General features: G+C 36.3%; 26 protein-coding genes. 24 read left to right on the top strand and 2 right to left on the bottom strand.

All coding sequences use genetic code 11. The features are described 5' to 3' along the window. Window positions 1–17: 17 nt before the first annotated feature. The 20 genes from I215_RS01830 to I215_RS01930 all read left to right on the top strand — a co-directional run bounded on the left by I215_RS01830 (window position 18) and on the right by I215_RS01930 (window position 16,502). A complete protein-coding gene (locus I215_RS01830) occupies window positions 18–1,034 on the top strand; it encodes a hypothetical protein (RefSeq protein WP_008990241.1) in 1,017 nt (338 codons plus the stop codon). Between the two features lie 20 nt (window positions 1,035–1,054). Beyond that, window positions 1,055–1,585: a hypothetical protein gene (locus I215_RS01835; RefSeq protein ID WP_008990242.1), complete on the top strand. Its 531-nt coding sequence runs from the start codon at window positions 1,055–1,057 to the stop codon at window positions 1,583–1,585. Window positions 1,586–1,587: 2 nt separating this feature from the next. Continuing rightward, window positions 1,588–2,166 carry a hypothetical protein gene (locus tag I215_RS01840; RefSeq protein ID WP_008990243.1) on the top strand — a complete coding sequence of 193 codons (579 nt, stop codon included), beginning with the start codon at window positions 1,588–1,590 and terminating at the stop codon, window positions 2,164–2,166. 5 nt (window positions 2,167–2,171) lie between these two features. Continuing rightward, complete coding sequence (locus tag I215_RS01845) at window positions 2,172–2,483, top strand: hypothetical protein (RefSeq protein ID WP_008990244.1); 312 nt, start codon at window positions 2,172–2,174, stop codon at window positions 2,481–2,483. A 103-nt stretch (window positions 2,484–2,586) separates the two neighbouring features. Then, window positions 2,587–3,345, top strand: a complete 759-nt coding sequence (locus I215_RS01850) for a hypothetical protein (protein WP_008990245.1) — start codon at window positions 2,587–2,589, stop codon at window positions 3,343–3,345. After that, window positions 3,342–4,625: a DNA modification methylase gene (locus I215_RS01855; protein ID WP_008990246.1), complete on the top strand. Its 1,284-nt coding sequence runs from the start codon at window positions 3,342–3,344 to the stop codon at window positions 4,623–4,625. The genes I215_RS01850 and I215_RS01855 overlap by 4 nt, the downstream gene beginning before the upstream one ends. Next, a complete protein-coding gene (locus I215_RS01860) occupies window positions 4,622–5,182 on the top strand; it encodes a hypothetical protein (protein ID WP_008990247.1) in 561 nt (186 codons plus the stop codon). The genes I215_RS01855 and I215_RS01860 overlap by 4 nt, the downstream gene beginning before the upstream one ends. Then, window positions 5,175–6,677, top strand: coding sequence for a hypothetical protein (locus I215_RS01865; RefSeq protein WP_008990248.1), 1,503 nt, complete (start codon window positions 5,175–5,177; stop codon window positions 6,675–6,677). Before I215_RS01860 ends, I215_RS01865 begins: the two co-directional genes overlap by 8 nt. Before the next feature lie 209 nt (window positions 6,678–6,886). Continuing rightward, window positions 6,887–7,243 (top strand): hypothetical protein, encoded by a 357-nt coding sequence (locus I215_RS01870; protein ID WP_008990249.1) that lies wholly within the window; start codon window positions 6,887–6,889, stop codon window positions 7,241–7,243. 549 nt (window positions 7,244–7,792) lie between these two features. Beyond that, the gene (locus tag I215_RS01880) at window positions 7,793–8,053 is read left to right on the top strand and encodes a hypothetical protein (RefSeq protein WP_008990251.1); all 261 of its coding nucleotides are present in this window, start codon (window positions 7,793–7,795) and stop codon (window positions 8,051–8,053) included. Continuing rightward, window positions 8,050–8,316: a hypothetical protein gene (locus I215_RS01885; RefSeq protein ID WP_008990252.1), complete on the top strand. Its 267-nt coding sequence runs from the start codon at window positions 8,050–8,052 to the stop codon at window positions 8,314–8,316. The genes I215_RS01880 and I215_RS01885 overlap by 4 nt, the downstream gene beginning before the upstream one ends. Before the next feature lie 266 nt (window positions 8,317–8,582). Then, window positions 8,583–8,816 (top strand): hypothetical protein, encoded by a 234-nt coding sequence (locus I215_RS01890; RefSeq protein ID WP_008990253.1) that lies wholly within the window; start codon window positions 8,583–8,585, stop codon window positions 8,814–8,816. Beyond that, complete coding sequence (locus I215_RS01895; RefSeq protein WP_008990254.1) at window positions 8,809–9,240, top strand: hypothetical protein; 432 nt, start codon at window positions 8,809–8,811, stop codon at window positions 9,238–9,240. The genes I215_RS01890 and I215_RS01895 overlap by 8 nt, the downstream gene beginning before the upstream one ends. An 89-nt stretch (window positions 9,241–9,329) precedes the next feature. Continuing rightward, on the top strand, window positions 9,330–9,677 hold the full coding sequence (locus I215_RS01900) for a hypothetical protein (protein ID WP_008990255.1): 348 nt from the start codon (window positions 9,330–9,332) through the stop codon (window positions 9,675–9,677). Further along, window positions 9,677–11,020, top strand: coding sequence for a hypothetical protein (locus I215_RS01905; RefSeq protein ID WP_008990256.1), 1,344 nt, complete (start codon window positions 9,677–9,679; stop codon window positions 11,018–11,020). Before I215_RS01900 ends, I215_RS01905 begins: the two co-directional genes overlap by 1 nt. A gap of 9 nt (window positions 11,021–11,029) precedes the next feature. Then, window positions 11,030–11,971 (top strand): DUF6712 family protein, encoded by a 942-nt coding sequence (locus I215_RS01910; RefSeq protein WP_008990257.1) that lies wholly within the window; start codon window positions 11,030–11,032, stop codon window positions 11,969–11,971. A 50-nt stretch (window positions 11,972–12,021) separates the two neighbouring features. Continuing rightward, a complete protein-coding gene (locus I215_RS01915) occupies window positions 12,022–12,705 on the top strand; it encodes a hypothetical protein (protein ID WP_008990258.1) in 684 nt (227 codons plus the stop codon). Window position 12,706: 1 nt separating this feature from the next. Further along, on the top strand, window positions 12,707–15,835 hold the full coding sequence (locus tag I215_RS01920) for a beta strand repeat-containing protein (RefSeq protein ID WP_008990259.1): 3,129 nt from the start codon (window positions 12,707–12,709) through the stop codon (window positions 15,833–15,835). Window positions 15,836–15,855: 20 nt separating this feature from the next. Further along, the gene (locus I215_RS01925; protein ID WP_008990260.1) at window positions 15,856–16,236 is read left to right on the top strand and encodes a tail fiber domain-containing protein; all 381 of its coding nucleotides are present in this window, start codon (window positions 15,856–15,858) and stop codon (window positions 16,234–16,236) included. Window positions 16,237–16,241: 5 nt separating this feature from the next. Further along, window positions 16,242–16,502: a hypothetical protein gene (locus I215_RS01930; protein WP_008990261.1), complete on the top strand. Its 261-nt coding sequence runs from the start codon at window positions 16,242–16,244 to the stop codon at window positions 16,500–16,502. 7 nt (window positions 16,503–16,509) lie between these two features. Here the strand turns inward: I215_RS01930 and I215_RS16080 are convergent, their stop codons facing one another. Continuing rightward, window positions 16,510–16,647 (bottom strand): hypothetical protein, encoded by a 138-nt coding sequence (locus I215_RS16080; protein WP_156800174.1) that lies wholly within the window; start codon window positions 16,645–16,647, stop codon window positions 16,510–16,512. A 48-nt stretch (window positions 16,648–16,695) separates the two neighbouring features. Here I215_RS16080 and I215_RS01940 point away from each other — a divergent pair, with 48 nt between their 5' ends. Beyond that, window positions 16,696–17,268: an N-acetylmuramidase family protein gene (locus I215_RS01940; RefSeq protein ID WP_008990263.1), complete on the top strand. Its 573-nt coding sequence runs from the start codon at window positions 16,696–16,698 to the stop codon at window positions 17,266–17,268. Next, window positions 17,265–17,825 (top strand): hypothetical protein, encoded by a 561-nt coding sequence (locus tag I215_RS01945; protein ID WP_008990264.1) that lies wholly within the window; start codon window positions 17,265–17,267, stop codon window positions 17,823–17,825. Before I215_RS01940 ends, I215_RS01945 begins: the two co-directional genes overlap by 4 nt. On the opposite strand, the gene I215_RS01950 is transcribed toward I215_RS01945, so the two are convergent. Further along, the gene (locus I215_RS01950; protein ID WP_008990265.1) at window positions 17,815–18,192 is read right to left on the bottom strand and encodes a hypothetical protein; all 378 of its coding nucleotides are present in this window, start codon (window positions 18,190–18,192) and stop codon (window positions 17,815–17,817) included. The genes I215_RS01945 and I215_RS01950 overlap by 11 nt on opposite strands. Before the next feature lie 128 nt (window positions 18,193–18,320). Here I215_RS01950 and I215_RS01955 point away from each other — a divergent pair, with 128 nt between their 5' ends. Then, a complete protein-coding gene (locus I215_RS01955) occupies window positions 18,321–19,121 on the top strand; it encodes a hypothetical protein (RefSeq protein WP_008990266.1) in 801 nt (266 codons plus the stop codon). Further along, a complete protein-coding gene (locus I215_RS01960; protein WP_008990267.1) occupies window positions 19,118–19,621 on the top strand; it encodes a hypothetical protein in 504 nt (167 codons plus the stop codon). The genes I215_RS01955 and I215_RS01960 overlap by 4 nt, the downstream gene beginning before the upstream one ends. Window positions 19,622–19,651: the final 30 nt, after the last annotated feature.

Raw genomic sequence — 19,651 nt, forward strand, 5'->3', positions numbered from 1 at the left:
TAAAAAAAAGAACTGTCATGGCAACTATGGTTATTGATGATGTAGTGAAGGAAGTAAACACCTATCTTTCACATAATCCAAAACTTATCAGCACAGCACTGAATGCTGAAATGTCTACATTAGACAAGCACACAAAACCAATTACAAAGGTAAAGGGTAGATTCCCACAAGGATCGACACTACTTACTAATGTAGTTCAGGGGTTCAAACCAGAATGGAATGAATTAGGAGCTTTACAGATTGAACACAAAATCTTAAGGAATTATCATCAAAAGGTAAATTTCCCTATTATTCCAGCTGAAATCTTAAGTTCGTACTGGGCAGATTTATATGCTGAAGGTAAAGACCCTAAGGATATGCCTATATCCAAATATATTATCGAAAAGGAATTGATTCCTAAGGTTACGTCCGACATGGCTCACTTAGAAGTCAAGGGAGTTTATGATTCTGCTGATCTAGAGACTTTTGGAAAATCAATGAATGGAATTGAAAAAATTCTATTAGATCTAGCAGCTGGAGTTCCAGATACAGATCACACGGCTTTCAAAATTCCTTTATCAGCTCTTACCGATTCTAACATTGTAGATCAAGTCACCGATTTTGAGCGTAAGCTACCAAGTTTATTGAAATCAAAAGTAAAAAAGATCTTCATGAGTGAAAATAATGTAGAACGCTATATTTTGGATTACGAGGATAAATTCGGTCAAAATAAATTCCAAAATAACGCCTTAAAAACACGTTTAGGAAAACGTGAAATTGTAGCTATTCCATTTATGGAAACAGACGATATTTTCACCACCACAGAGAATAACTTTGTTCGATTAATCGATGTTTTTGACGGTAAGCCAGCAATAACTGATGTTCAGAAGCAAGACTATAAGGTTAAAATCTTTATGGAGTTCTGGAAAGGTTATGATTTCCTAATCAACGAATTGGTTGTAATGTCTAATTTCACAGACACCACTTATGGTTTAGGATCTCAAGCTCTTAATCAAAAATATTATGGTATTGATGGTGTAACCCCAGCTCCTTAATTTTCAAATCAAAGGTTATAATGAAAACTAAAAAAAATAAAGCATCAGCACCTAAGAGTGTTGATGCTTCTACGGAAAAAGTAAAGTCATCCTTGGATAACTTAGATCAGGATACTCCTGATAACACAGAAGTTGATTCGAATGCTCTGATCGAGAAGTTAGAAGCAGAAAACTTAAAGCTCCAAGAAGAATTGGAATCTATTAAAGAGGCTAAGGAACCAATCAGTGATCTATCCCTTGACGATTTATCTATTGAAGAACTAAATGCGATAGTAACTGACAAGAAATCGGAACTTGAAGTTATTGTGGCCGTAGTGAATTCTAAAAATAAAGAATTAGACAAAGCAGCTTTACTTGAAGAGGAAAAGAATGATCAACGTCCTGTTTTTACGGACAACAGAGGTTTGCAGTTTCGATTTAAAAAATCGGCTCCAAAAACTTTGAACATTGATGGAAAGGCTACCAAGGTAGAAGACATCATAAAGGATAAGGAAGTGATGAGCGAACTTATCTACGGAAACTCTAATTATCTAGAACAAAAACACATTTAAAAATGGCTTGTACAGACACAATTGCAACCGAAAACCTAGAATACTGCCCAAGTGACGAAATTGCTAGCGGGGTTTCAGAAACTGAAGTATACGCTTGCCCTCTTTCAGATTTCTTAACTATTGGAGCTCCACCAAAATTGGGTGAAGCCACTACATTGGAAGAAGCAGGTAGTATATCTGCTGAGAGTAGTCATACTTTTGCTGAAGGGAAAGGATTTCATAAGCTAATGCTCAAACCCGACAGTGGTAATGTTGTATCTACCCCTCAGGGTAGTAAGGGTAATATTACCTTTGAAAACAAGTTCACTGCTGCTATTCCAGGAGGGACCAAAAAAACTGTTGGATGGGTAAGGAAATATAAAGGTGTTCCAATGATTTTCATTATTGTTGAAAAAGATGGAACCCAAAGACAACTTGGAAGTAAATTATCTCCTTCTTACATGAATACTGATTCTGGCTATGCAAGTGGGGCAGCTCCTGGTGATGATAAGATAACAACCGTATCTTTTTCTGATGTGCAGCCATACATTGCACCAGTATATGAAGGAACTATCACAGAGTTCACTCCACCAACACCTTAATTATTATGGAAAAACTAGCACCTTTTAAAATACGTCCTGGCATTTACAACATCCCCAATTATGGACGAGTTGTTGCCACCAAACCATTAGAGAATAATGTTATGGTGAAATTGTATCGCAACCGTGCTTTTCCATTTATTGAATTACAAGAAGGAGGTGTGGATCTTCTTAAAAAAGAAAAGCTTAAGGAGAATGAAGTTGCTGGACTTATTATCAAGTCCCAAAATGCAAAAGAGGTGGATTTACTGTTACAAGTAAAAAGTAATAAAACTTTGCAAAGCATTGCAGAAACTAAAAAAAGTAGTTTTCTGGACTAAAATATTTTTTCATGTTAAATTGGTTTAGTCGTTAAAGTCACTCGCATTGAGTGACTTTTTTTATGTCCTTTTTTCACGATTGCCATTTTAGTTGATTTGAGGTATGGAATCAATAGAAAAATGGTTTGAAACGTTAGATTACAATAATGGTGTGATTATTTATAAATCATTGCCATCTGCTAAAGTTCGGATAATTCAAAAGCTTGAACGAGGAAAAAGTAATCATAACATGGCACAGCTGATAAAAGAACTTCGGCTATATAAATCCTCTATTCAAAATAGATCACCCAAACCAAGTATTTCTACGAAGCCGAAAGCTATTCCTAAATTAACTACGGATAAAGAAATTTCTATTTTTCATAAGAAAAAGGCGTTAAAGGAGGCCAGCCAAGAATCTATTTTTGGATCAGTGCAATATGGCAGCCTACCTCCAGAATTGAGAATTCGATATAAGGATGCCGCCCAACTATTTTACCAAATGTGCGATTTAAAATTCGCACTGAATGATCTGGATGCTGGATCTCAAGATCACTCATTATCCATTCAACTCCAAATAGAAGACTTGGACACCAAAAGAGAACACATCTGGAAGGAGTTACACCATTGGCAAAATCATAAAACTTTTTTACCGTCATCTTCAGAAGTATTTGATGACTTAACTCCCGGAGAACTGTTTAAAAAAAGAAACAATTTACGAAGCCAGGTAACCAAGCTTAAGAAAAGAATAGATGCATACTACATCAAGGTTTCGACAGAAACAGATAAACATAAAATAAGACTGGTGGAACGTCAAATAAATAGAAGTGAAAAAAAACTCCATCAACACACCCTAAATATTGATAAGATTAACGACTTGTTATGAGCACAGAATTATTAGAGCCATTAGAATGGCACACAACAACCGCTAGAGTTGCAGATTTAGTTCCATATGAATACAATCCTCGAATCCTGACGGAAGAGAGAAAAGAGAAGCTTAAAGAGAGTTTAAGTAAATTCAATTTAGCTGAAATTCCTGCAGTAAATACGGACAATAAAATCATTGCTGGGCATCAGCGGGTTAAACTTTTAATGGAATTGGGTAGGCAGAATGACATTATCGATGTCCGAATGCCTAATCGATCTCTAACTGAGAAAGAGTTTAAAGAATATAACATTACCTCCAATGTTCAAATAGGATATTGGGATAAGGATGTGTTGGATGAAGTATTTGCAGACATTAACCTTGAAGCATTAGGATTAAACCTGGATGAAGTTTTTATCCCAGATGATTTGATTCCTGAAGAATTAAAACAAGAGGCAGAAGATCCTAATTTCCAACCTGAGATACCTAAAGACCCGATATCTAAGGAAGGTGATTTATATGAAATGGTTAGCACTCAGAAGAATTTAAGACATCGCATAATTTGTGGGGATAGCACTATAGAGGACACATTTAAAAAATTATTAGGTAAAGAGAAGATCAATTGCACCGTTACAGATCCCCCCTATAATGTAAACTATCAGGGTGGTTCTTCCAATAATAGGGAAGGCATTAAAAATGATCACCAAGAGTCTGAATCCTTCTATTCCTTTTTGAAATCATTCTTTGAACAATCATTTAAATATTCAGAACAGGGATCTCCTATTTATGTTTTCCATGCAGATACTGAAGGTGTAAATTTTAGAAAATCTTTAGTGGACAGTGGATTTAAGTTTTCACAATGTCTCATTTGGAAAAAGAACAGTATAGTCCTGAGCCGTCAAGACTACCATTGGCAACATGAACCATGTCTTTACGGATGGAAAGAAGGTGTTGCTCACTTATGGAATAGTGACAGAAAACAAAGCACTATCCTAGAGTTTGATAAGCCATTGAGGTCTGATGATCATCCAACTATGAAACCCATTGACCTGATTTCTTATTGCATCACTAATAGCAGTAAACAAAAAAATATTGTTTTTGATGGCTTTCTTGGTTCGGGGTCCACTCTGATAGGTTGTGAATTACATTGGCGCAATTGTCGAGCTATTGAATTAGATCCCAGATATGTCGATGTAGGAGTCAAGAGATATGTAAAATACATGACAGACAATTCCAGAAAATTTGAAGTCTATAAGAATGGGAAGAAATTAACCAAAGATGATTTGAATAAGTATCAATGAGTAAAGAAGTAAGCATATCGAACCACACAACACCATTTGAAAATATTTTAGCCTCTTATCTAGATGAGAAAATTTATCTTTCAGAAAAAGATCAGGAGTTGAAAAAAAGGTGGGAGTCTGCATTCTCACTTCTTTTAAATTTTCATTCCAGAGAGCAGGCTACGAAAAAATTAATGGCATTGTTCAACATATCAATGGCGACTGCCTACAGGGATATTTCAAGTGCTTTGCAATTATTTGGAGATATTAATAAAAGTAGAAAAGAAGGTTGGCGCTACATCATTTTTGAATATAACCAGAACCTTTTCCAGATGGCCACTAAAGATAAGGCATTGGAAGTAATGGGGAAATGCCTTGATAGGATGATAAAGCTCGCAGAACTGGACAAGGAAGAAGGGTTATTTAATCCTGAAAAGTTAGCCAATATGGAAATTACTATTGGGGTAAATAAAGCATTCCAGAAAGCTGTCCAGGCTATGAATAAAAAGGGAGTTGTCGATCTTAACAATTTTGAAGCTGAAGACATTTCTCACGAAGAAATAAAAAGTGATGATTAGAAAAACAGTAGTATTAAATCCTGCCCAATATTTTGCCTCACAATCAACCCAGAAAAGAAAATTTTTAGAACTAGGGCGTGGTACTGGTAAAACTACCTATTTAGGTTATCATGATGTTCAGCTGGTCAAGCAGATGCCTAAAGCATCTTTTGCTATGGTGGGAAGCACATATAGTCAAATTCTAAGCAGGTTGTTGCCATCAGTAAAAGAAGGTTTGGAAATGTTTGGTGTATATGAGGGAGTTGATTATGTAGTTGGAAGCATGGCAGGAAAAAAAATGGGCTTTGAATTACCTTTCCAAAGTCCAGATGTTTTCAACAATGTGATTCATTTTTCAAATGGATCTATTTTTCAGCTAGTAAGTTTAGATCATAAAGATAGTGGTCGTGGACTCAACTCATATGCCATAGTTGGTGATGAAGCTGCACTGTTAGATGAAGAAAGACTGAACATCAATGTTCGTAACACCAACAGATCTCAGAAAGCTATATTTAAAAAGTCACCCCTCCTTAATTCAGAGTTGTTTCTATCCTCAACTCCACTAACAAAAAAAGGAAAATGGTTTATTGATGCTGAAGAAAAATCATTACGTCGCCCAGATGAATTCTATTATTTGAAAGCAACAGCTAAATGTAATCTTTCAAATTTACGTCCAGACTATTTCGAATATATGAAGGAGTCATACACGAGTGATACTATATATAATGCTGAAATGCTCAACATACGTCCTAAAGAGATTACGGATGGTTATTACGCTCAATTAAACCCAGACATTCACTATTACACTGATCATGACAACTCTTACCTAGAATCATTAGATCTATCCCAAGTGGATGCGAAATCATTTAACTGGAGACAGGATAGAGATGTCAATCCTAACATCCCTCTTATTATTTCAGTTGACTGGGGAGCCAACATTAATAGCATGGTAGTATCACAAATGCAAGGAGACACCTATAAGGTTCTTAAGTCTTTTTACGTGAAGTCCCCGAAGATCCTAGATCATTTATTCACTGAAGAGTTTATGCCTTATTATCAAGGGTTTCCTGCAAATCTAGTTAAGTTTTATTTTGACCGAACAGGTAATTCGAGAACCGCAAACAGTAAGCTAACATTTGCCCAACAGGCAGAGCAATTATTACGCTCTGGTGGGTGGAAAGTACATATGATGACCGTAGGTGCAAATCCTGATTACATGATGAAGTTCCGGCTTATTAATTCAATGCTCAAGGACGATGGTCGCAGACGGTTACCTAAGATACGTATCAACCAAAGTAATTGCGCGGATCTGATAGTGTCATTAGAACATGCCGAGATAAAAGATTCTTCCAGAGGTCTTGAAAAGGATAAGAGTAGTGAAAGGCGTAAAGGAGTTGAGCAGCAACATGCCACTCACTTATCTGATGCTTTTGACTATCCCATCTATGCATTGTTCAATGAAATCTTTGTCAATCAACACCGCACCTCGGAAGACATCCCTTTATCCTCATTTTAACCCTTGATTTTCATATTTTCTTAAAAAATAGAAAAGGAAATTGTCATGACCTTATAGGCCACGGCGCTGGGTAACGCGACACATTATGACAATTAAATGCGGAGATTTAGCACTAACAAATTAACAATGAAGTGGTTGAGTATTTAAAAATGAGAATGGTATATTTTTGTATTTTAGCGTTTCCTATTTTATAACCTAAACTATAATCAATGAAAAAATTATTACTTGTATTTATCGGATTGGCTTTTCTATCATGCTCAAAAGATGATGATAATGAACTTAGAGTGGTTAAGTATACTTTAGAAACTTCGAATGAGAACCCTTACATTTTGTATCTAAATGATAATTATGGACATGATACACTGACCCTGACAAAAGGGACAACATGGGAATATACAGGACATTTCAAAAAGGGAGATCTAGTATTTTTTTATACGGAAACCAAAGACACTTCTGATGACAACTGGGCCTTAATGCATATTTATGTTAATGGCAAAGATGTTAATTCAATTAAATGTGGAGACTTTGAAAAAGCTCAATGCGATTTGTCCATAACTGTCCCATAGAAATGAAACTATTAATTGATGATGAACCTAAGAACCTAGTTAACTATTTATACAAAAGGTTAAAGGGTAGAGGGTATTCACTTGTAAAAAGCTCCATTTCTGGAAATAAGTCTTATTATTTTAAGAGTGCCATTTTAGGTCAAAGACCTATTAGATTAAGTGACCATTACTTACATAAAAAACAAGAGAAGTCATCGTATATTGATATTGTAATAATTACTGAACGATGTGTAACTATTAATAAAAAATGTATATCACTAATTGAACCTCACAGTTATAGATCCGTTATAGCAGATGAAGTATTAAAATTACTACCAATAGTATAAACCTACCATTACATAATTTGAACCAACACCGTAAATTTGCAGTGTTGGTTTTTTTTGTATATTTGAAACGTCAACACGGTTCTAGGAGTAATCCTAAGACTTATAATTTTAACGATAGCGAATCCCTTACTAGTGGTGACCTGTAGGAAACGATCAGGTAATTCAGTCCTAGACTGTGTTGACACACCTAAGGTGGGGATTCGTGTATTTAAAATTTTCAATTATGTCAACAGAAAATTTAACACCAAAGCAAATTTCAAATCTAATGCTTCAAGATTTGAAAGCTCTAGGCCATGAGGGCGATTTTTCAATTTTAAAAGACAGCATTGCACAGATGTATGAGTGCTCCCAATCACATCATGAGTTAGATCACAAGACCACTCGTTTGGAATTATTCATTAGCTTTAGGCTACTTTATAATTTTTTCAGCAAGATGGAAGCTTATAACGATGATGGAACGATTAACGTAAATCTTTTACCATGAGTACGAAGACCGACTACACCGAGGAAATTAAAAACCTGTTAGGTAATTTCTATGTTCCAGTGGCATCTAAGGATGATGCAACTGAGGTAACAGTGAAGAAAACTCTAACAGAGATCCACGAAGAAGTTACACGAGTTCTTCCCTCTCGCTGGATTTATGAGGATGATGTTTACCAGGTGCTTCAGGAAATGAATTTTAATTTTTTTCATGATACAGATGAAGATGGAAAAAGGATTTTGGTTTATTACATGAATCCAAAATAATCCCCCTGTTCATTATTTAGTTAGCCACCCTCACTGGGTGGTTTTTTATTTTCAAAAGCAAGATTGAAGATCAACCGTTTTGAAAGTGCATGTAATTTTTCTAATATTTATACGACTTAATTAAAAATTATAACATTTTAGTATTACTGTTTTATTAACAAAGTATTGCATCCATTTCTAATGGATATTTATATATTTGCAATATATTTAGTTCGGTTGATTACCGTCGTGAGACATCAAAGTAAATTCTAACTATATAATATACTATGAGTTACACAATCAAAATATCAGATTTTATCTCTAACATCGCTGACGCTTTTAATGGTGATTACGACCATAAAAATGAAGAGCTTAGAAGGTTCAGAAATGAAGTTTTTGACATTTCTATTATCCCTAATTCAGGTGATGACAAAAAAGCTCTAAAGACAGATTTTGATAAATTTTTAAAAGATACTAGGAAGGCTCATGAATCATTAAAAGAAGAACTAGAGAATGGCTAAGCAACATCGAAGAGCACAAATTTCTCGTTCTAAAAATCATCAAGGTCATATCGTAGAAGAAGTTTTTGACGATAATTTACTTCCAGACGCAGCCGAAATAAAAAAGTTGGCTGAGTTAGACCCTGACATCATAAATTGGCTAAAGCAAAGAGCTGAAAAGGAACAAGATTTCAGACATAAATCATTTACTAATAGAATAAAATTAGTTTCTAAAACTGAAAGAGGTTTAAGATGGATTAATTATTTAGGATTGTTTTTTTCATTTCTATTGTTAGGAGGTGGAATGTATTTATCATATACACTTATTATTGAGGATCATGAAGTGTTAGGTTCAATTTTCTCAGGAGTAATGTTGATTGCTATAGCCTCCTTGTTTATGAGCAAGGTCAAAAGCAACAACAACGAAAAGACTCCTCCTAGGTAAAAGCAAACTTTATTATAAATTATTGCCACCCACTCGGGTGGTTTTTTTATGTCCTTTTTTTTCCATGGCAAAGCTTGCAACTTGGCACCATGGAAACTGAAACTATCTTTTTAAGGGATGTAATGGAGACAATGAGAACACTAGACCAAAACGGTCGAGCTGTTCCTTTTTCTATTTCATTCCGGACATTAAACAGACAGTCCAAAACTGGGGGAAAGCTTAAGGAGTACCCAGAAGCTAAACTGGTTATTAAAGAAGAAAATAAAAATACAGATTCCATAGCCTCTCTACGCTACCACAAAAAGCAAGTAAAGATTAGGCGAAGACCTAACCATTGGGATAATAAAACCCGAAACATCAAGCTTCCTAATGGGGATATCAAAAAAATATTGATCAATCATATTATCACCTTTAACGGTAAAAAAGTAGTTTATTAATGAGCAATGTTATTATTCATGGAGATGTGGCTTTTGGTAAAGGATCCCAAACAGCTTTCAGTTTTGGAAAGCCTATTGGTCCAAAAGAAGAGCAACATACAGTAATTAAGGAAGAAACTTCAGCTAGTGGCAATGTAGCCAAATGGGGAGATGATAACATGTTCCCTCAGAGTCTCCTTAAAAAGGTTCGTCTAAACGGATCTGCTGGAGCTGGTCTCAGATTCTTAAAGGCCACTCATTATGGCCAAGGTTTTATGCTATTCAGAGAAGAAGCAACCGAGCAGGGTAAACGAAATAAGATAATAGTATCGCCAAGCGAGCACCCTGATATTCGCACTTTTTTTCAAAGGAGTAAAATGAATCGATGTTGGCTGGAGACTATCAGCGATTTGGAAACCTTTCAAATTGCTTTCCCTGAATTCATACTATCAAAAGATTTTAATAAGATATTAAGTGTTCGTAGGTTGTCATCTGCTAAATGTCGTTTCAAGCGAATGAATGAAAAAACAGGTCTTATTGAGGAAGTTGGTTTTTGTCATAACTGGAACTCCTCCACCTCCTGGGATAGTGAATATGTTGATAGAATAAAGGTGATTGATAGCTATTGGTCAGGCGATCAAATAAGGGAGTACTGCAAGAAGAATAGAATTTATAAGTTCGTGATGCCAATCTTCTACCCAACAATGGATGAGTCTTATTATCCAAAAGCAGAATGGCATGCTGTCTACCATAACGGTTGGATGGATGTGGCTAACTCCATCCCTGAATACAAGCAAAAACTTTTTGAAAACCAACTACACATTAAGTATGTGGTCCATATATCCGAGGAGTATTTCCAAAGAACATATGGTTCAGATTGGCAAGATTTCACTCCAGAGAAAAAGAATGAAATCAGAAAAAAATTACTTGAGAATATCGATGAACATTTATCTGGAAATAAAAATGCAGGTAAATCAATTCAATCAGTCACTTATAAAGATGGTAATGGAGATTGGGTACAAGGCATCAAAGTAGAAGCAATTGATGACAAATTAAAAGATGGAGCTTACCTACCTGAGGCATCAGCAGCGAATGGGGAAATCGATTATGCATTAGGGGTGGATCCAACTTTAATTGGAGCTGGAATACCAGGAGGAAAATTAAACACAGGATCTGGTTCAGATAAACGTGAGGCATTTAGCATATTAACTTCTCTTTTTAAGACTAAGCGAGAAACTACTTTAGACATCTGGAGGATGCTCCGAGATTACAACAAATGGCCTGAGGACTTAGAAGGTGATTTTGCCAATACGGTGCTTACCACATTGGACAAGAATCCAACTGGAGTTGAAAATGGAATTTAAATCATTGTTATGACACTTATTAAAGACACCCTTACAATAAAATCTCATGTAAATATCAATTTGAATTTCAATTGGGATAGCGTCGAGCCTTTTGTTAAGCAAGCCGAAAGGCAGTATATAAAGGCCATTATTGGAAAAACTCTATATGCTGCTTGGTCAGATGCAGCTCCAACAACTGGAGCTCAAAAAGAAGCTTTTGATTTATTTGTTGAAGCATCGGCAAATCTTTCATTGCTTAAATACATTCCACAGGGTAATGTGAATGTTTCTGACAATGGGATTCAGAATAATTCAAATGAATATACAAAGCCTGCTGAATGGTGGCAGATAAGAGATCTGCAACGAGCATATGAGAGTAATGGACTCACAGCCATTGATGAAGCTTTGAAGTTGATGGAGGACACTGAGGAAGGTTTCCCAGATTGGATTGGAACTGAAGGTTATACTATATTCAAAGAGTTATATACTTCTAAAACTCAGGACTTTCAACGCTACTTCAACATTAATAATAGTAGAAGGACTTTTCTTTCATTACGTCCTTACATACTTGAGAGTCAAGAACAAATTTTTAATTGGATAGATTCCAACACACTTGGAATCATCAAGGAACACGAGACACCAGAAGCAGGCACTGCACTTAAATATATGCAGGCTGCACAGGTTAACTACACAGTTGCTAAGGCTGCATCTAGTGGAGTGTTTTTACTTAAATCATCAGGAATGTTCACTCGGAGTGAAGAGGCTTCATTATCCAATACTAAAATTGATAAGTTGTCGGATGAGGAATTATATCGATTAAAAAATGATCGGATAACAGCGGGTGAAGAATATTTAAAAAAGTTAAAAAAGGTATTACAGGATCATCCAGATATCTTTCCTGATTTCTCCAATCAGTTTCCATTAAATAAGTCTGACACCTTTATTAACACAAAAAGTATAGTAGCATTTTGATGTCCTTTTTTGCAATTGAATAAGTTAGCAATTTCACATAAAAACACAGCATGCCAGCATTAAGACCTTCACCTGGATTAGAGAATAAAACCAACATTAGACCTACTAATGATAGGTCCACTGAAGCTTGGGCAGAAGACTTTCAGGAGTTAGGAGATATTTTAAACGACCACGCTGATATTTTAGACAGTATGACTGGTTCCGTTGCACCAAACCCTTTCTACGGAACCTTTGATTCTTTAGCAACATTGCAGGCAGCTTTTCCAACTGCAGAAGAAAATGCATATGCGATAATAGATTCTGGAGTTGGCAACACTCCCCAATTAGCAACTTGGAATGACGCTACTCTGCAGTGGGATGGTGGAGAATATGTGAGCAGTGTTGTGTGGCTAAACAATCTCGGTGAACGACCAGCGTCAGGCTACGAAAATACGCTATATATAGTTAAAGACTCTGGTGAAATGTGGTATTGGAATTTTGGCGACTACGTTCTACTTAATGGACAAGTTACCAATGCATCTATTGAAATCTTTATCGATGGGCATCCATTTCGTCACGTACGAGGTTTTAATTCTAATGACAGACAACTTACCAATGGCGACATTGCATCTGGGGGAGTGTTTACTTATCAAGAGACTCAATTTTTTGGTGATTTGATACTAGTAGACGATCAAGCGGATGTTACCACTGGAGTCGGAACAACTTGGAACCCTATTAATTTAACGCAAATATAAAATGAAACAAATTTTAACCGCGATCTTGATTTTCTGTACTTTTAATATCTTCGGTCAATCATGGCAGCCCGAAGGCACAAAATATCCAAACGCTAGTAATGAAGGAGATACTGTAAGTGTACAAACTCGGATTCCATTAATAGACGATCAAGGCCTATTAAATTATTACCTACCTGTTGGTGACCTTTTAGAGCTTTCCCCAAATGTTACTTGGGAAACCATTACAGGAAATCAGGGATCTGTAAATATAAGCGGCTTCAATAATGATGCAGGTTATTTAAATAATGCGATGGCAGACGGTAGATACTTGCAATCTGAAACAGATCCTACAGTTCCCAACAATGTAAAAAATATCACAGCAGGTAATATAGATTCTTGGAATAATTCTTTGCAACCAGGAGAAAATGTTAGTGAATTAAACAATGACGCTAATTACACTACTATAACTGCTACGGATGAAAGATACCTAAGGCGTGATATAGACGATAACAATGGGGTTAATGAGTTAACGCTCGGAGGGTTAATGTTACCAGACTTGCCTGTTGGACTTGACACATACGATCAACTCGTAGTGAATCCAACAACGGGAGAGGTTAGTAAGGTTAGTGTTGGAGCGTTTAGTTTTGATGTTGGTAATGGTGGAGGTGCTTCTCAATTTGTAGTAGATAGCAGTACACCTGAACTTAATTTTGTAGGGAGCGGAGATACATCGGTGAGTTTCAATGACGCTACCAACACGGTAACTATTACGTCAACCCCAGGAGCGGGGGGTGGCGGAGCGGTGACTTCTTTCGAGGGTCGAGATGGAGCGGTGACTTCACAAGTAGGAGATTACAACACTAGCGAGGTGACGGAAAATGGGAACCTATACTTCACAGAGGGGCGTGTGAGGGGTACAACACTCGACGGATTAAGTATTTCCAATACACCTATCACGAGCACAAACAGCTTCATTCAAGCTCTAGGCAGGCTTCAAGGGCAGATTAATAATAGAGAGGTAAGCTTTTCTAAGAATACAGCTTTCAATAAGAATTTCGGTACAAGTTCGGGAACAGTAATGCAAGGTAACAGTGCATATACAAAAAGCGAAAGTGATGATAAATACTTGTTGAATACAACAGATACTTTCGATGGGGTGTTAACCGTTCGGGGAGCAGGAAATAGTTTCAGGAACTTTGGAGCTGGAACAGGTACAACAAATGTGGCGTACAATTCTTTCTATGATTCCGAAGGCAATAGACAAGGCTATGTAGGATTTGGAAGTAGCGGCGATTCCTCGTTAAGAATCAATAATGATATAGGAGGTAACACATTAATTGTATCTCAAATAGGTAGCGAGGATGGACTTCAATATTACACAGGATCGGCTACAAGGACAGTATATCACAACGGGAACCTAAGTTTATCAACATTAGATGGGGTTCCATCTAACAGGACTATAACCGCAGGATCGCATCTTTCAGGCGGTGGTGACTTATCAGCTAATAGAACCTTAACCTTAACCCCAGCCACAGGCGCATGGGTTACCGACAATCAAGGTAATGAAAGAATATATTTTGGAGGAACATCGTCAGCTAACGGCATCAATTTTAAGCTATCGGGAACAAATCAAGCATTCAGATTCCTGAACAGCTCAAATACAGAAATAGGGGTTCTAACAACAGACGGAAATCTTAACTTAGCTAATAACTTGAATGCTTCTGGATTAGGTACATTTGGGAATACAGGGGTTACGCTTACAGGTAGTGGCAACAAGGGCATACTGAGCAATAATGATAGTGGTAGAGTTCTTATAGGAGGAGGCTCTACTTGGGCTTTAGCCGCAGGTGCTTATATGACATTAGAAGGTATTAATTACGGCGGAGCAGGACTAGGAGGAAATATAATTCTTGGTACTGGAAATGCGAATAAGGCAGTTAACATTCATGGCTCTCTTTTATCTACAGGAATCATAACAGCTCCAGGAGGTAATTCAAATAATTGGAATCAAGGTTATCAGGCTTATGGATGGGGAAATCATGCGAGTGCTGGATACCTAAACACATCTGGAGGAACAATGACTGGTAGTATCAAATTGAATTCTGGTAACGCTAGAATTACTAATCCTAACGGAAATTCTATACTTTATAATAATTCATCTGAGACAGTATTATCGGGTGATAATGGAGCAATATTCTTGCGCCCTGCAGGCTGGAGTTCTACTGTAGGTCAGACAGTAATAGGCACTAACGGCAGCGTTAGTGTAGCTAACAACCTAACTGCTGGTGGGTTTATAACAACTAATGGAGCGAATTCACTTAGAATGAACGGTATCGGTACAGGCGACTCGAATGTGTCTTATGTTTCTTTCTATGAGAGTAACGGAACAACAAGACAGGGTTATGTAGGTTTCGGTTCAGGTACTAATTCTGATCTTATTATACTGAATGATATTTCAGGGAAGAATCTATCCCTAACAGATAATGGGAGATTAACTTACAATGGAGACGTTATAGCCACAGGCACAATAACAGCAAGTGGCTCGGGGTCATTCGGAGGACGTGTAAGTGGAGCTGATGCACTTAATGCCAACGAGTTTGTTACTAGGCAACAAGTAGTTCCATTATCCACTCAACAAACAGGCGTTGTTAGAGCCATTGAAGCTATCTCATCAGCCTTAACAGTTGATGACGGCGTATATATGGAAAAGGGAGGCGTTCAATATGTTTTAACCGTTCCAGCAGGGACTTTTCAACAGAGCGGAAGAGGTATATTAGATATTGAGGGTATAATGGAAATGTCTAATATTACCCAAGATAAGACCTTGTCAGTTTTCATTACGTTTTCACAAGCTGGAACAGTTTACAACAGCGACCCTATGAGTTTCGATCTTTCAACCACAGGTGGAGGTGCTTTTGGACACTTCAAAGCTACGTTAACTTCTAGAATGTCGGCAGGATATTTCTTTGGGAAAGGAATTGTTACAGGTTCAGACGCTAACGGTTCTATAACACAGGGGTTTACTATAAATCCACCTACTAGTTTAGACTTTAGACAAAGTTTCACGATACGAATGAGAGTTAATAGTACTAGCGGATATAGTATGGTATTAATACCATTCACGGTCAAAGTTTCAGATTTGCCAAATTAAAATGAAAATAAAATTTTAAAATGAAAAAGAATTTTTTTGTAATAACAAGACTAATAATTGCAGCTTTGGGGATGTATTTAATGTACACGGCTGTACAGATTTTAAACAAGGATAAAGAGCCTTTCAATGGTGCAATGATTTCAGACGAACGGAATAAAGAAAATATCGATTCTACTTTTGTTCCTAATTTATTGAATCTAAAAGTTCGTCAATTCCACATGCTCAATAACGACCAAATCAGGACAGGATTTATCGCCCAAGAACTGCTCCAGGATTCCGTAACAAAACATTTTGTTTTAACCGATGATGCTGGATATCATCAAGTTTTATACATCGACTTACTTGTATATGAAGTTACAGCACAAAGGAGAATAATCGATTCATTAATTAATAATCAATAATTTTCATGAAAAACTTCCTAGACATACGAAATGTATTGATAAAAACTATTGCAATGATGATTGGAGTGATTTGCATGATCGCCTCTGTTTATAACGGTGTAATGTGGGCCTTCCTACTCACGGACAAAGAACCCGAGAATGAAGTGTACTGGTGGCTCCTTATTGTGGGTTTTTTTCTAGCCTTGGGTGCAGCTTTCTACAATAGAATTGTAGATGCGATATCCAATGGATTTTCAAAATTAGTAGATAGAATGTCTAATAAATAATAATGAATTATAGAATGAGCCATATCGAACCCACAGAACTCAAGATCCTACTGACTTCAATAGCTGGAGCTATGGTAAGCCCAGTAGACGTAATATTAAAATTCATCATTCCAATAGCTTCAGGTATTGCATGGGTGTTCCTCAAGCCTGCTGTTTTGAAATTACGAGACTATTTGAAATCTAAATTTAAGCGATGAAGCCGACACTGACAGAGAATGATTATAAATGGGCTGCAAATGTATTAGGCTGTGAACTGGCCGTAATAAAAGCTGTAGCTAATATTGAATCAGCAAAGACTGGATTCCTATCTGACGGATCTCCTAAAATACTTTTCGAGGGGCATATTTTTCATGGTGAAACTGCTGGTAAATATTCAAAGCGAGAAATCTATAAAGATATTTCCTATTCGAAATGGACCCGTAAATATTACGGTGACGGTTACCAGGAATATGATCGTTTCAGGCGGGCTTTTGAATTGGATCCCATTGCAGCCATAAAATCTGCTTCATGGGGAAAATTCCAAATAATGGGTTTCAATTATAAGCGTGCAGGATTTAATGACGTATTCGAATTCATGGTGGCCATGGATACCTCAGAAAGAAAACATCTGGAGGCTTTTGTTGGTTTTATCAAATCAACAGGATTAGATGATGAATTAAAAAGCAAAGACTGGAAAGGTTTTGCACGTGGCTATAATGGTTCTGCATATGCGCAAAACAGATATGATGAAAAGTTAATGAAGGCTTATAAAATTTATGCGCAATGAAACTACTAATAAAAATATTACCTTATGTAGCATGCCTAGTTCTGGGCATGCTCCTTTTCAACGAATGTAATCGAAAGCCAAAAAAAGAAACGATCATTCGATCGGTGATGGTTCCAGAGGTAATCACTAAATTCGATACGATTGAAGTTGAAAAGCCTGTTAAGTTCCATATAGTGGACACCGTGTATGTGGACCGGTTCATATATGCCGATAGCACCCAAAAGATTGACTTATATAAAGACGCTGTGGCCATTCGAGAATATAACCAAGTATTTGAGGATAGTCTTTCGAAAATAGAAGTATACAGTAAGACTAGGGGTGATCTACTGAAGCAATCAGTTGACCTTACTATATTTAATCGAGAAGTGATTGATACCGTTCCATTACCAAGGCCAAAAGGTAATTTGTACTTGGTACCAGAATTCGGAACCAATACCAAATTGGATGGGTTAAGAGCAAAGGCAGGGCTTATGTATCAAGACCGGAAAAAGCATCTGTATTCGCTTTCTATCGATACAGATGGATATATCTATGTAGGAACTGGAATTAAGTTTTAACTATCTCTAACCAAAATTGCCAAAGAGCGTATAATCCAGCTAAAGAGGTTCCTATGGCTATCATCCAGTTGTAAATATCTTTTTTGAATCGGTCTCTTTTTACATCCTTTAGTTTTTGTTTGTACCCTCCATAACGATGGAACAATATGCCATTATAATTTATTCTAAATAGCCATTTATTCTGGCTTAATGTGTCAACATAACCGTCATGTTGGAGTTTTGATAATATAATATAGGATTCTGATTGGTTTACATTAAGTTGTGCTAGTTTACAAATATCTTTACAATGATCATGCGTTAAATTTTCTTTTTGATATTGATCATATAAGTATTTTAACACATGATCTAGTTTGTTTTCAGGATTCATTTTACAGTTTAATTTTAGATTATTATAAATAAGCTTGTTGTCAAATATATTTAATCTCCTTCATAAAAAAATTTTATGTCCTTTTTTTCTCATGACATAGCTGCCATCTTGCCTTAAAATAAGATGTAATGAGGTTAAATATTAAATTAGCTACTTCTTGGAATGATCTCTCTAGAAAACAGCTGGAGAACATCAGCTTGCATATTCACCATAATTATTTGCAAGTTAAAGATCTTGAAGACGGATCCAAACACCTTGAAGCCAACACTAAATTATATTACCGAATAGTTAAAGAGCTGCTCAAAGTCAATGGTCCATTAAAGACTTATTACGCGATAAAAAGGATACCTATTCGTGAATATGCGAATTACTGTAAATTCATTTTTAATTCTAATAACCGAACAAAATTTATCCCCTACTACATCATCTCAGGTAAACGGTATTACGCACCTCATTTTAGACTTAAAAATTGCACCATTGGAGAATTTGCGTTTGCGGATTCAGTTTATTACCAATGGAAGGAGACAAATAACGAAGTGTTGTTAAGCTTATTATGTTCCATTTTATACAGACCTAAATCGGAAATACCTACTGATATAGATGTGCGCAAACCCTTCTCCAAAATACTAGCTGAGAAGAATGCAGATCAGTGGCAAAAAGTATCCCTTAAAAAAAGATTGGCCATTGCAACTATATTTGAAGGCTGTCGTAATTACATTGTTTCGATATATCCTAACATTTTTCCGAAATCTAAATCCAAGGTTAAGACCAATTTTAAGCCAAAGTATGTTCCATTTGGGGAGTTGATCTCGGCTAAGATTGAGTTTGATCCCAGTAAGTTAGAAAAAGTGCAGAATCTCTTAGTAAATGAGTTCTTCTCAATTTACGAGCGTGAACTCATTGAAATCAAAAAGCGACCAAGAAAATGAATATAACACACAAACAGATCGTAGATTACATGAAGGGTCTTCATGATAATAATACTTCTACAAAATCTTTTTACAGATTTAATATCTCTGAAATACAAGGTAGCATCCGATCGAATATTGATTACCCATGCATAGCCTTAGAAAGTCCAGAAGGTGACTTTAGTGGATCTAGAAGTAATAACTCTTTAGATAACAAACTCTTTGCTTTTTCAATTCTAGATAAACCTGTCCAGGGAGATTACTCAGATGAAGATATAAAACTTGATAATTGCGAACGTATAGGAAAAAAGTTTTTGTCCAGGATGCGTTACGATTCTCGAATTCAAAATTCCTTGGTATTCAATCTATTTCATCTAAGCGATACGCAGTATCACAAAGTGGGACCAATTTTCACGGATAGGTTATATGGTTATCGTTTTGAGATTAAATTATCCAACAGTAAAATTGATATGCTGATAGATCCAGAGGATTGGACAGACTTAGACTCCCGATGCCCATAATAAAACCATAGTTGATTGCTTATTGGTTTT

The sequence above is a fragment of the Galbibacter marinus genome (assembly GCF_000300875.1).
Taxonomy (GTDB): domain Bacteria; phylum Bacteroidota; class Bacteroidia; order Flavobacteriales; family Flavobacteriaceae; genus Galbibacter; species Galbibacter marinus.

What these genes read in the sequence shown, in the direction of transcription:
- I215_RS01890 (WP_008990253.1), top strand. Translation starts at nt 8,583, where the DNA reads ATGAGTTACACAATCAAAATATCAGATTTTATCTCTAACATCGCTGAC.
- I215_RS01850 (WP_008990245.1), top strand. Translation starts at nt 2,587, where the DNA reads ATGGAATCAATAGAAAAATGGTTTGAAACGTTAGATTACAATAATGGT.
- I215_RS01915 (WP_008990258.1), top strand. Translation starts at nt 12,022, where the DNA reads ATGCCAGCATTAAGACCTTCACCTGGATTAGAGAATAAAACCAACATT.
- I215_RS01950 (WP_008990265.1), bottom strand. Translation starts at nt 18,192, where the DNA reads ATGAATCCTGAAAACAAACTAGATCATGTGTTAAAATACTTATATGAT.
- I215_RS01845 (WP_008990244.1), top strand. Translation starts at nt 2,172, where the DNA reads ATGGAAAAACTAGCACCTTTTAAAATACGTCCTGGCATTTACAACATC.
- I215_RS01870 (WP_008990249.1), top strand. Translation starts at nt 6,887, where the DNA reads ATGAAAAAATTATTACTTGTATTTATCGGATTGGCTTTTCTATCATGC.
- I215_RS01910 (WP_008990257.1), top strand. Translation starts at nt 11,030, where the DNA reads ATGACACTTATTAAAGACACCCTTACAATAAAATCTCATGTAAATATC.
- I215_RS01955 (WP_008990266.1), top strand. Translation starts at nt 18,321, where the DNA reads ATGAGGTTAAATATTAAATTAGCTACTTCTTGGAATGATCTCTCTAGA.
- I215_RS01920 (WP_008990259.1), top strand. Translation starts at nt 12,707, where the DNA reads ATGAAACAAATTTTAACCGCGATCTTGATTTTCTGTACTTTTAATATC.
- I215_RS01865 (WP_008990248.1), top strand. Translation starts at nt 5,175, where the DNA reads ATGATTAGAAAAACAGTAGTATTAAATCCTGCCCAATATTTTGCCTCA.
- I215_RS01835 (WP_008990242.1), top strand. Translation starts at nt 1,055, where the DNA reads ATGAAAACTAAAAAAAATAAAGCATCAGCACCTAAGAGTGTTGATGCT.
- I215_RS01900 (WP_008990255.1), top strand. Translation starts at nt 9,330, where the DNA reads ATGGAAACTGAAACTATCTTTTTAAGGGATGTAATGGAGACAATGAGA.
- I215_RS01945 (WP_008990264.1), top strand. Translation starts at nt 17,265, where the DNA reads ATGAAACTACTAATAAAAATATTACCTTATGTAGCATGCCTAGTTCTG.
- I215_RS01905 (WP_008990256.1), top strand. Translation starts at nt 9,677, where the DNA reads ATGAGCAATGTTATTATTCATGGAGATGTGGCTTTTGGTAAAGGATCC.
- I215_RS01840 (WP_008990243.1), top strand. Translation starts at nt 1,588, where the DNA reads ATGGCTTGTACAGACACAATTGCAACCGAAAACCTAGAATACTGCCCA.
- I215_RS01940 (WP_008990263.1), top strand. Translation starts at nt 16,696, where the DNA reads ATGAAGCCGACACTGACAGAGAATGATTATAAATGGGCTGCAAATGTA.
- I215_RS01885 (WP_008990252.1), top strand. Translation starts at nt 8,050, where the DNA reads ATGAGTACGAAGACCGACTACACCGAGGAAATTAAAAACCTGTTAGGT.
- I215_RS01880 (WP_008990251.1), top strand. Translation starts at nt 7,793, where the DNA reads ATGTCAACAGAAAATTTAACACCAAAGCAAATTTCAAATCTAATGCTT.
- I215_RS01895 (WP_008990254.1), top strand. Translation starts at nt 8,809, where the DNA reads ATGGCTAAGCAACATCGAAGAGCACAAATTTCTCGTTCTAAAAATCAT.
- I215_RS01855 (WP_008990246.1), top strand. Translation starts at nt 3,342, where the DNA reads ATGAGCACAGAATTATTAGAGCCATTAGAATGGCACACAACAACCGCT.
- I215_RS01830 (WP_008990241.1), top strand. Translation starts at nt 18, where the DNA reads ATGGCAACTATGGTTATTGATGATGTAGTGAAGGAAGTAAACACCTAT.
- I215_RS01930 (WP_008990261.1), top strand. Translation starts at nt 16,242, where the DNA reads ATGAAAAACTTCCTAGACATACGAAATGTATTGATAAAAACTATTGCA.
- I215_RS01925 (WP_008990260.1), top strand. Translation starts at nt 15,856, where the DNA reads ATGAAAAAGAATTTTTTTGTAATAACAAGACTAATAATTGCAGCTTTG.
- I215_RS01960 (WP_008990267.1), top strand. Translation starts at nt 19,118, where the DNA reads ATGAATATAACACACAAACAGATCGTAGATTACATGAAGGGTCTTCAT.
- I215_RS01860 (WP_008990247.1), top strand. Translation starts at nt 4,622, where the DNA reads ATGAGTAAAGAAGTAAGCATATCGAACCACACAACACCATTTGAAAAT.